The organism is Bradyrhizobium sp. WBOS08 (genome assembly GCF_024585125.1).
In the GTDB taxonomy this organism is placed as follows: domain Bacteria; phylum Pseudomonadota; class Alphaproteobacteria; order Rhizobiales; family Xanthobacteraceae; genus Bradyrhizobium; species Bradyrhizobium japonicum_B.
In genome coordinates this window covers 2,481,346-2,492,441 of the sequence record NZ_CP028988.1, presented here as the reverse complement: position 1 = coordinate 2,492,441, position 11,096 = coordinate 2,481,346, and the positions used below count along the sequence as shown (strand labels likewise).

Here is an 11,096-nt window from a genome sequence, read left to right as displayed (position 1 = left end):
CGTCGGCGCGGCAGGCGAAGTGTCGGCCCCGATCAATGTTGCATGGAGGACGTAGCGCTCGGGACCGGGGGTGACCGCGTCGAATGGCCAGCAGGTCGCGAGAACAAGCTCGAAATCCTGTGTGGTGGCCTCGATGCCCGATGCATCGAAACGGACCACATCCGCAGAATCCGCGCGATAGCGGAAATGTCGACCGTCGCGACGCGTGACATCGATGACGTCGCCAAGGACGACATTGCGCAGGAAGCGGAAATGAGTGTCGCGATGGGCGGCGTAGACGGCGGTCCCGCGCTCACCCGCATCGGCCGTGTGCTGAACATGACCGGGGCCAAAAGCCAGCGCCTGTCCGCTCGCGCCTTCCAGCACGATGGCGCTGGCGCCGATTCGCCTGACCTCGATCCGCGCCACCGGCCAGGTGTCGGCCCAGGACCATGGCTTCACTGCCTGTCCCGTCGCAACGCTTCGGTCGAACGCCCGCGCCAGCAGCACCTGTGCGAGCCACGCCTTGGCGTGGATGTAGGCGCCATCACCGAACAGGAAGAGGCCGATCAGGGCCAGAACCAGAGGAGATATGAGTCGGGGCATTGTTTCTACACTCGTCATTGCGAGCGAAGCGAACCAATCCAGAGACTTTCCGCGGAGGCAGCCTGGATTGCTTCGCTGCGCTCGCAATGACCTTGAGAAAAAGGCGCGCGCGGCCGTTGGTGACGGGACAGGCAGCCGCGCGCGCTAACAGAGGAGTCGGGGAGCTCCTCTCTCAAGCGGTGTTGGTGAGCAAGAGCCGACGCCGGTTGAACACGAACAGGACAAGGGCGAGCACGATCAGGATCAGGCCCGCGATCATTTTCAGCTCGGCCGAGGTCGCGGTCTTGGGCAGGCGGATCGCATCGGGCGCTGCGGGCGTCGGGCGCCGCGCGGCCGGTGAGGCGGCTGCATCGGCATGGCGCTCGCGCAACTGCGCCGGGATCTGCGGCCGTTCGCCAAACACCTTCTCGAAATCCCAGCCGGCCGGCAGGTTGATCGGCAATTCGCTGAGCTTGAGCGGCGCGCCTTCGGGGCGGCTCGGCGTCTTGTCGACGGCGACCAGGCTGGTCAGGCGCGTGACGATCTGATGGTCGAGCGCCAGCGCCAGGATCGCCTTGTCCGCCTCCTCGGGGGCGAGCTCCCGCATGGCGCGCGCCACTTCGGCGTCGCCGATCTTGCGCTTGGCCCAGAGTTTCGACAGGCCCTTGCCTTCGGCGGCTTGTTGCAGCGGCAGCGTCACCGACCATGGACGGTCGCCGACCCGTCCCCTGATCTCGAGCGCGCCTGCGAGCTTGTCGAGCTTTGCCGCCAGCACCAGCGGCTCGTCGCGATAGACGTCCGGGATGATCGCCGGGGTGACGTCGGCGTTGGCCTCGGAGAATTTCGCGGCGAGGCCGGTCACGGCCGGGTTTTCGAGCTTGGCGAACAGGCCGCGCATGCGCTCCTCCACCTGCTCGACCGAGCCGATATGGGTGAAAGCGCCACGACCGAGCTCGGCGGCGCGCGTCATCAGATAGGTGTTGGGCGCCGACCCGATGCCGACCATGAAGACACGCGAGCGGCCGCGCATCGCGGTGATCGCTTCGAACAATTGCTGCTCGTTGCCGATTGCGCCGTCGGTCAGGAAAACCACCTGGCGAACCATGCCGGTGTCGCCGAGCTTGTCGGCCAGCGCTGCGCGCATCGCTGGCACCATCTCGGTGCCGCCCCGCGCCTGCAAAGCGCTCACGAACGAGGTGGCCTCGCTGACATGCGCGGCATCTGCCGGCACGGAAGTGGGAAACAGCACGTCCATGGTGTCGTCGAAGCGAATGACGTTGAAGCGGTCGGTTGGCTGGAGCCGGGAGAGCGCGTAAGTGAGGCTCGCCTTGGCCTGGACGATCGACGTGCCGCCCATCGACCCCGAATTGTCGATCACGAACACGACCTCGCGTGGCAGCGGCTTTTTTGTCGCCTGCTCGGCGCCGGGCGGGGTGACGAAGGCGAGCAGATAATCGGCGTTGCCGACGCGTTCGCGGAACAGGCCGACCGATGGCGCTTTCTCGGCGGCGGGCTTCCAGGTCAGCTCGAAGTCGCGGTCTGCGGGGACGACGCCGTCGGCGAGCGTGACGGTCCGTGTCGCGCTGTCCGGGCTGTCGATCTTGACGTTATGGTGGTGACTCTTGACCTCGCCAAGCGCGAAGCCGGCGTTCAGGCGCACCGTGATGCTGGTCGGATTGACCGGCGCAGCCTTGGCGGGATCCAGCACGGGCGGCGAGATGCGGTCACGATCCGCTACCGGATCCGACGTCGTCGCGCCCCAGCCCGATCCGTCCTTGCGGAAGTCGACGCTCTGGACGATCGGCGCCGGATTGTAGCGCGGTCCGACCACCAGCGGCAGCCGGAGCGAATATTCGTTGCCGGATTGATGCACAGGCTCCTGATATTCGACCTGCACCAGCACGGTTTCGCCGGGGCCGATATTGGCAACCGAATTGGTGAAGATGTTCGGCCGTTCCTGCTCGGTGAGCGCGGCCCTCTGACCGGCGCGGCGCGCCTCTTCGTAGATCACGCGCGCCTGCTGCCGCTCCTTGATGTCTCCCACGATGATGCGGTCGCCGACCACCATCTTCAGCGTATCGACGGCACCGCCGGTCGCGAGCGGATAGACATAGGTCGCCTCGACCCAATCCTGGGTCGGGTTGCGGAACACCTGAGTGATCCGGGCACGCAAGGTCGGGCCGGAAACCGTGATGTCGACGTCGATGCCGAGGCGGATCGCTTCCGTGATGGCGTCGCCGTCCTTCAGAAGCAGGCTTCCGGACCTGGCATCGCCGGGTTGGAGCAGGCTGGCCTGCTCGGTCGTTGCCGACCAACTCGTCCCGAAGCTGACGAGCAGGGCCACGAAGGCCATCAGCATCACCGCGATGCCCTGCGCGAGGAGCAACAATCCGAACTTGATCAGCCCTTTCAACAGGGGGTGCTCGTCGTTGTCGGCAGTGTCGTAGGTGTCCATTGGTCTGCTCCCGAAAGGGCTTTTGCTGGCTCCGAGCATTCGCCGGGAGCGGCCGCTTTCGCGAGCAGAATGATCGGCAATGTTCCGCCACGGCCGGCCGGGTGCGCCGTGGCCGGGGCGGCCATGTGCGGTTTTGTGCTGGTTTGTCCGGCCTGCTAGAGTGGCCGTGCTGGAGCAGGGCTAACGATGCAGATGCAGGACAAGGTTTCCGACAAGCAGCTTTCGGATGAACAGAGCCGCGAGATCGCCGAGACCATCCGCGAGGAGCTCGCGCGGCGCCGGATGTCCCGGCAGGCGCTGGCCGAGCAGGCCAAGCTCAGCCTCTCCACGCTGGAGAAGGTGCTCGGCGGACGACGCCCATTCACGCTGGCGACGACGGTACGGCTGGAGCAGGCACTGGGCGTTTCCTTACGCAAAGGTCCCGTCGTGCCGGCGCCTCAGGCTGCCAACGATGTCGCTCCCGACAGCCTCGGCTCCTATGCGCATCGCGCCGTGACCTGGCTCGAAGACGTCTACATCACGTTGCGACCGTCCTTCGGCGACAAGGACGCGATTTTCGCCTACCACACCGAGATCGTGTGGGAGCCGAAAGTCTCTTCGCTGGTCTTTCGCGAGGGCGATCGAACCGATGCTGCCTACGAGCATACCGGCGAGGTCGCCGTCCCCCATCAGTCCGGCTTCATCTACCTCGTCATCATCAAGCACGGCCAGCACCGCGTGATCACGGTGTCGCGGCCGACGGTATCCGGTGAGATGTACGGCATCATCTCGACCCTTCGTGCAGGCCCTGGTTCGCAGCTCACGCCGATCGCGGCACCGATCGCCTACGTGCCGCTCAGGAACGTCCCGCAGCCATCCCTGGGACGGGTTGCACCTGGCGATGCCAACCACGCCCTGTATCGAAAACATCTGCGCCGCACGGTGGAAGAGCCTTTTGCGCTGTTCTTGACGCAATGATCCGCGATCGACGGGCCGGCGCCGCTGGAAAATAAAGCGCCCGCTATGGACGCTGTGGTCAGCCGTTGGCCACCTTCTTGTCGACCTCGGAGGCCACCGAGAATTCCTTGCGCAAGGTCGGCTTGTGGATCTTGCCGGTGGCGTTGCGCGGCAACGCGTCGACGAAGCGGATCCGGCGCGGGCACTTGAAGCGCGCGAGATTGGCCGCGCAATGTGCCAAGACGTCGGCCTCGGTGAGCTTCTGGCCGGGCTTGACCGCGACGATGGCGAGGCCGACCTCGCCCCATTGCGGATCGGGAATGCCGATCACGGCGGCTTCGGCGATGGCACTGAGCTGATGCAGGACGTTCTCGACCTCGGCCGGATAGACGTTCTCGCCGCCGGAGATGTACATGTCCTTCCAGCGGTCGACGATGTAGTAGAAGCCTTCCTCGTCGATGCGCGTTGCATCGCCCGTATGCAGCCAGCCGTCGGTGAAGGAGGTCTTGTTCGCCTCCGGCCTGTTCCAATAGCCCGGCGTGATGTTGGGACCCCTAACCCAGAGCTCGCCAAGCTCGCCGACGTCGGCATCGCTGCCGTCGGGGCGCACGATGCGCACCTCGGTATGCAGCACCGGCTTGCCGGCGGAGCCGGCCTTGCGCGCGGCATCCTCGCGGTCGAGCACCAGCACGGCCGGCGAGGTCTCCGTCATGCCGTAACCCTGCTGCAGGGCGACGCCGCGCGCCTCCCACACTTTCAGCAGCGGTACCGGCATCGGCGCGCCGCCGACACCGCCGACGATGAGCCGGCTGAGGTCGGCCGTCGCGAACGCGGGATGCTGCGCCATGAACTGGTAGATCGCCGGTACACCGAAGAACACGTTGATACCCTGCGCGGGGTCGTTGATCAGGCCGAGCGCCGTGCCGGGATCGAAAGCGCGCATGATCATCACGGTGCCGCCGGCATGCAGAACCGGATTGGTGTAGCAGTTGAGACCGCCGGTGTGGAATAGCGGCAGCACGGTGAGCAACACCGAGGATGGCCCGATGCAGGCGGGGCCGCCGAGATTGACGCAATTCCAGAAGGTCATGCCGTGGGTGATGGTCGCGCCCTTCGGATGGCCCGTCGTGCCCGATGTGTACATGATGGTCGAGACGTCATCGAGCGTGACTTCCTCGGCGCGGTCGAGCGGCTTTGCGGCGGCGATGCCGGCCTCGTAGGACCCGCCCGGGCCGAGCAGCAGGCTGGTCGCGACGCCGCAGAGCTTGGCAACGGCAAGCGCCGTCTCGGCGAGATCGACGTCGTGGATCATCACCTTCGGCGCGCAATCGCCGGTGATGAATTGAAGCTCGGGAACGGTGAGGCGGGTGTTTAGCGGCACGAAGATGGCGCCGAGCCGGCCGCAGGCGAACTGCACCTCCAGCGTATCGGTCGTGTTCAGCGCCAGTACCGCGACACGGTCGCCGCGCGAGACGTTCAGCGTATGACGCAGCAACGAAGCGAGGCGCGAGACACGGGCGTCCAACTGCGAATAGGTGAAGCGGCGCTCGCTCGCGAGGTCGATCACCGCGACCTTGTTCGGAGTGCGGCGGCCATGATGAACGATCCAGTCGTAGTAACGAACGGCCAAAAATACCTCCCCTGCGCACTATGCCGGCGTGGCCCTGGGGCCAGCCGGAGTCTGTGCAGCAACGTTTTTTTGCGCCAGAGTTGGCCTGTGCGCGACGAAAATCGTCTTGCGTTGAGTTGCTAGGCCGTAGGCCGCGGTGGAGCGGCTCCTTGCGGTCAGCCACTCTGCGCAAGTGAATGGCAAATGTTCCAGCCATGGTGGACCAGCGAATCCGCCAACAGGGCGAGACCTATGAAGAGCCCGTTCTATACCGCCGAGCACGACGCCTTCCGCGACGTGATGCGCCGCTTCGTCGACAGGGAGATCACCCCGTTCGCTCATGAATGGGACGAGGCCGGCGAATTTCCCCGTGAGCTCTATCGCAAGGCGGCGGAGATCGGCCTGTTGGGACTCGGATTTCCCGAGGAATATGGCGGGATCGCCGCCGATCAGTTCATGAAGATCGTGGCCAGCCAGGAGCTGGCGCGCGCCGGTGCGGGCGGCGTCAGTGCCAGCCTGATGAGCCACACCATCGGCTCGCCGCCGATCGCTCGCGCGGCTCGGCCCGAGGTGAAGGCGCGCGTGCTGCCGCGGGTGCTGTCGGGCGAGAAGATCTCCGCGCTCGCGATCACCGAGCCGGGCGGTGGCTCCGATGTCGCGGGCCTCCGCACCAGGGCACGGCGCGACGGCGATCACTATGTGGTGAGCGGAGAAAAGACCTTCATCACCTCGGGGATGCGGGCCGATTATCTGACCGTAGCAGTGCGCAGCGGCGGCGAGGGTGCCGGCGGCGTCAGCCTGCTCCTGATCGAAGGCGAAACGCCCGGCCTGTCCCGGACCAAGCTGAAGAAGATGGGCTGGTGGGCCTCCGACACTGCGACGCTGCATTTCGACGAATGCCGCGTGCCGGCCGGGAACCTGATCGGCGAGGAGGGCCAGGGCTTCAAGATCATCATGCAGAACTTCAACAGCGAGCGCATGGGCATGGCGGCAGGCTGCACCGCCTTCGCCCGCGTCTGCCTCGACGAGGCGATTGCCTACGCCAAGGAGCGCAAGACCTTCGGCAAGCCGCTCGCCCAGCACCAAGTCATCAGGCACAAGATCGTCGACATGGCGCAGAAGGTGGCGGCCTCCCAAGCGATGCTGGAGATGCTGGCCTGGCGGCTCGAGCAGGGCGAGAGCCCGGTCGCGGAAATCTGCATGATGAAGAACCAGGCGACGCAGACCATGGCGTTCTGCGCCTCGGAAGCCGTACAGATTTTTGGCGGCGCCGGATTCATGCGCGGCATCAAGGCCGAGCGGATCTACCGCGAGGTCAAGGTCAACGCCATCGGCGGCGGCACCGAGGAGATCATGAAGGATCTGGCGTCGCGGCAGATGGGGCTATGAGTGCTCTCTCCTCGCGTCATTCCGGGGCGCGAGCGAAGCGGAGCGAGCCCGGAATCCATACTCACGACCGTGGCTATGGATTCCGGGCCCGCGCCAAGTGGCGCGTCCCGGAATGACGAGGCTGAGAGACCATGCTATTCACCGCCGACCACGACGACATCCGTCGTTCGTTACAAAAATTCATCGCGAACGAGATCAATCCCCATGTCGATGAATGGGAGAAGGCCGACATCTTCCCGGCCCACGAGCTGTTCAAGAAGATGGGCAGCCTCGGCTTCCTCGGCCTGAACAAGCCGGTCGAGTTCGGCGGGTCCGGTCTCGATTATTCCTATGCGCTGATGATGGCGGAGGAGCTGGGGGCCATCACCTGCGGCGGCGTGCCGATGGCGATTGGGGTGCAGACCGACATGGCGACGCCCGCGCTGGCGCGCTTCGGCTCGGATGAGGTGCGGCGCGAGTTTCTGGCGCCTTCGATTGCGGGAGATTATGTCGCCTGCATCGGCGTGTCCGAGCCCGGCGCGGGCTCCGATGTCGCCTCGATCAAGACCCAGGCGCGCTCCGACGGCGACGATTACGTCATCAATGGCGGCAAGATGTGGATCACCAACGGCACGCAGGCCGACTGGATCTGCCTGCTTGCCAATACCGGCGACGGGCCCGTTCACCGCAACAAGTCCCTGATCTGCGTGCCCATGAAGAGCAAGGGCGTCACCGTTGCGCGCAAGCTCGACAAGATGGGAATGCGCTCCTCCGACACCGCGCAGATATTCTTCGACAATGTCCGCGTGCCCAAGCGCAACCGGATCGGCGAGGAGGGCAAGGGTTTTACCTACCAGATGATCCAGTTCCAGGAGGAGCGGCTGTGGGGCGCGGCCGCCTGCCTCAAGTCGCACGAATACATCATCAACGAAACCATCGCGTACACCCGCAACCGCAGGGCCTTTGGCCAGAGCATCCTCGACAACCAGGTCGTGCACTTCAAGCTCGCGGAGATGCAGACCGAGGTCGAGCTGCTGCGCGCGCTGATCTATCGCGCCGGGGAGCAGCTGGTCGCCGGCGAGGATGTCACCAGGCTTGCGACCATGGCCAAGCTGAAGGCCGGTCGGCTCGGCCGCGAGCTCACCGACGCCTGCTTGCAATATTGGGGCGGAATGGGCTTTACGAACGAGACGCCGGTCAGCCGCGCCTATCGCGACAGCCGCCTGACCTCGATCGGCGGCGGTGCCGACGAGGTCATGCTGATGGTCCTGTGCAAGATGATGGGCACGTTGCCTGGGAGCAAGGGAAACGCCTGATGATCACGCTCTATCACTGCGACGCCGCGCGCTCGTTTCGCCCGCTCTGGATGCTGGAGGAGATGGGGCTGGCCTATGAGCTGAAGATGTTGCCGTTCCCGCCGCGCGTCTTCGCCAAGGACTATCTTGCGCTCAATCCGCTCGGCACGATTCCCTTCATGGTCGACGGCGAGACCAAGATGACCGAGTCCTCCGGCATCTGCCATTATCTCGGCATCAAACACGGTCCGACGCCGCTGATGGTCGGACCGGAGGATCCCGCCTATGGCGCCTTCCTGAACTGGATGTATTTCAGCGATGCCACGTTAACCTTTCCGCAGACGCTGGTGCTCCGATACACCCAGCTCGAGCCGGAGGAGCGCCGCAACCCGCAAGTCGCCGGCGACTACGCCAAATGGTTCTTGGGGAGACTGCGCGCCGTCGAGGCAGCCACGGCCAATGCCGAAACATTGTGCGCCGGCCGCTTCACCGCCGCTGACATTGTCATCGGCTACGCGCTTCGGCTCGCCGACAATATCGGGCTCGCCAAGGATTTTGGGCCAAATGTCGCAGCCTATTGGGCCCGCCTGCAGCAGCGCGACGGCTTCAAGCGTGCCGTAGCCGCGGAACAGAAGGCTGGCGTCGAGCAGAATGTTGCGCCGAGGGCGAGGCCGTAGAGCAGACGGTCATTCCGGGACGATACGCAGCATCGAACCCGGAATCTCGCGCAGCAATCTCCAGGTTCCCCGGTGCGCAATTGCGCACCTGAGGTTCGCGCTGCGCGCGCCCCGGAACGACGATGCCTGTTTTCATGACAGCGCTATCCTATCGTGACAGCGGCCAAATTTCCGCTAAGGTGACCTCCGTCCGCAGCGGCCAGAGAGCCGCGCGAGGAGGAACCCAATGGAAGATAAAGGTCGCGAATCCGACCATCTGATGCTGATCACGCCGGAGCGGGTCTTCTATGCGGGCCTGCTCGGGCGCCCTCGCAAGCGGACCCCCGGCTGCTGCCACGTCTATGTCGCGGTGAAGGGCAGTCTGCATCTGACGATCGACGACGTCCACACCTCGGACGAATTGATCGTGACCCTGCCGAACCAGCGCCACACCATCGCCAGCGACTATCGCACCGTCATCAGCGTGACGCTGGAGCCGGAGAGCATGCCGGATGGCGTGATCGAGGCCCTGGCCATGCGGCTGCGCGGGCCGGACAAGGCCGCCTATGCCCGCAAGATCCTCGCCGCTTACGCGTTGCTGCGCCAGCGCCGCTACGGCGACATCACCACCGCCGAGTTCGACGAGATGTGCTTTGGCGAGGCGCTGCCGCGCCGCGTGCTCGATCCGCGCATCACTCGGGCCGTCGCCCGCATCGAGCGCTTCTCCGGCGAGCCGGTGACGGCCGATACTTGCGCCGCCGAAGCCGGACTGTCCGCCTCGCGCTTCCTGCACCTGTTCAAGGAAGAGACCGGCATCTCGTTCCGCTCCTTCCGCGCCTGGAAGCGCGCGCGGCATCTGCTGCACTTCGCCAACCAGGATCTCAACCTCGCCCATCTCGCGCAGGACATCGGCTATCCCGACTCGACCCATTTCAGCCACTCGATCCGCCGCTTCTATGGCTTGAAGCCGCGCGCGATCTTCGTCGGCTCGCGCGACCTTGCGATCTACCGCAGCACCGAGACGGTGCGGCTGGCGGAGGCTTCGTAGATTCGTAGGGTGGGCAAAGGCGCACTTGCGCCGTGCCCACCACCTCTCGCAACTGGCAAAGATGGTGGGCACGCTTCGCTTTGCCCACCCTACGAAAGCCTGCCCTTTTCCAGCTTCTCCGCGCAAGAAGCCGCATGCCGCCCATCACATGATCGCAAACGTTGAATTCTCAACGTGCGAGATATTGTTGGCATGAGCGACAAGGCCGTCATCACCTGCGCGCTGAACGGCGTGCTCACCGACCCCAAGCAGCACAACGTACCCGTGACGCCCGAGCAGATGGCGCGCGAAGCCAAGGCCGCGTTCGAGGCCGGCGCGTCGGTCATGCACATCCATCTGCGCCAGCAAGCGCCGGGCAAGGGACACCTGCCGTCCTGGGAGGTGAGCGTCAGCAGGGAGATCCAGCAGGCCATCCGTGAAGCCTGCCCCGGCGTCATCATCAACCACACCTCGGGCGTGTCTGGGCCGAACTACTCGGGCGCGCTCGACTGCATCCGCGAGACCAAGCCCGAGATCGCGGCCTGCAACGCCGGCTCGCTCAATTACTTGAAGGTGAAGGCCGACAACACCTGGGCCTGGCCGCCGATGATGTTCGACAACGCGGTCGAGAAGGTGAAGGACTATCTCGACGTCATGAACGCGGTCGGCACCATCCCCGAATTCGAATGCTTCGACGTCGGCATCGTCCGCTGCGTCGGCATGTACCACCAGGTCGGCATGTACAGGGGACCGCTCGAATATAACTTCGTGATGGGCGTTGCCTCCGGCATGCCCGCCGATCTCGAGCTGCTGCCGATCCTGATCAAGCTGAAGCGTCCCGAGGCGCATTTCCAGGTCACCGCCATCGGCCGCGAGGAGATCTGGCCGCTGCACCAGCGCTGCGCCGAGCTCGGGGGACACTTGCGCACGGGGCTCGAGGACACCTTCTATCTCGCCGACGGCAAGAAAGTGACGTCGAACGGCCAGTTGATCGAGGCGATCGCCGCCTGCGCAAGGCGTGCGGGGCGCGAGATCGCGAGCCCGGCCGAAGCGCGGAAGATCTTCGGGACGAACAGGTAAGGTATCGCCTCACCCGTCATTGCGAGCGAAGCGAAGCAATCCAGAATCTCTCCTCAGCTGCGGTCTGGATTGCGTCGTCGCTTCGCTCCTCGCAATGACGAGCAGG

The 11,096-nt window shown here is 65.1% G+C and carries 8 protein-coding genes and 1 pseudogene; 6 read left to right on the top strand and 3 right to left on the bottom strand.

The genetic code is table 11. The features are described from left to right. Positions 1–24: 24 nt before the first annotated feature. Positions 25–585 (bottom strand): annotated as a pseudogene (locus tag DCM80_RS11905) (class GN sortase); the annotation flags it as partial. Between the two features lie 172 nt (positions 586–757). Beyond that, a complete protein-coding gene (locus DCM80_RS11900; RefSeq protein ID WP_257197132.1) occupies positions 758–3,019 on the bottom strand; it encodes a marine proteobacterial sortase target protein in 2,262 nt (753 codons plus the stop codon). Between the two features lie 186 nt (positions 3,020–3,205). On the opposite strand from DCM80_RS11900, the gene DCM80_RS11895 reads away from it, so the two are divergent. After that, positions 3,206–3,976, top strand: coding sequence for a helix-turn-helix transcriptional regulator (locus DCM80_RS11895; RefSeq protein WP_257197131.1), 771 nt, complete (start codon positions 3,206–3,208; stop codon positions 3,974–3,976). A gap of 58 nt (positions 3,977–4,034) precedes the next feature. On the opposite strand, the gene DCM80_RS11890 is transcribed toward DCM80_RS11895, so the two are convergent. After that, positions 4,035–5,585, bottom strand: coding sequence for a long-chain fatty acid--CoA ligase (locus DCM80_RS11890; RefSeq protein WP_257197130.1), 1,551 nt, complete (start codon positions 5,583–5,585; stop codon positions 4,035–4,037). Positions 5,586–5,816: 231 nt separating this feature from the next. Between DCM80_RS11890 and DCM80_RS11885 the strand changes: the two genes are divergently transcribed. From DCM80_RS11885 to DCM80_RS11865, 5 genes are all read left to right on the top strand, one after another. Next, the gene (locus DCM80_RS11885; RefSeq protein ID WP_257197129.1) at positions 5,817–6,953 is read left to right on the top strand and encodes an acyl-CoA dehydrogenase family protein; all 1,137 of its coding nucleotides are present in this window, start codon (positions 5,817–5,819) and stop codon (positions 6,951–6,953) included. Between the two features lie 131 nt (positions 6,954–7,084). Beyond that, positions 7,085–8,248, top strand: coding sequence for an acyl-CoA dehydrogenase family protein (locus DCM80_RS11880; protein WP_257197128.1), 1,164 nt, complete (start codon positions 7,085–7,087; stop codon positions 8,246–8,248). Beyond that, the gene (locus tag DCM80_RS11875) at positions 8,248–8,904 is read left to right on the top strand and encodes a glutathione S-transferase family protein (protein WP_257197127.1); all 657 of its coding nucleotides are present in this window, start codon (positions 8,248–8,250) and stop codon (positions 8,902–8,904) included. The genes DCM80_RS11880 and DCM80_RS11875 overlap by 1 nt, the downstream gene beginning before the upstream one ends. A 226-nt stretch (positions 8,905–9,130) precedes the next feature. Continuing rightward, positions 9,131–9,931, top strand: a complete 801-nt coding sequence (locus DCM80_RS11870) for an AraC family transcriptional regulator (protein WP_257197126.1) — start codon at positions 9,131–9,133, stop codon at positions 9,929–9,931. Between the two features lie 192 nt (positions 9,932–10,123). Then, entirely contained in the window at positions 10,124–10,990 is an 867-nt protein-coding gene (locus DCM80_RS11865; protein ID WP_257197125.1) for a 3-keto-5-aminohexanoate cleavage protein, read from the top strand. Positions 10,991–11,096: the final 106 nt, after the last annotated feature.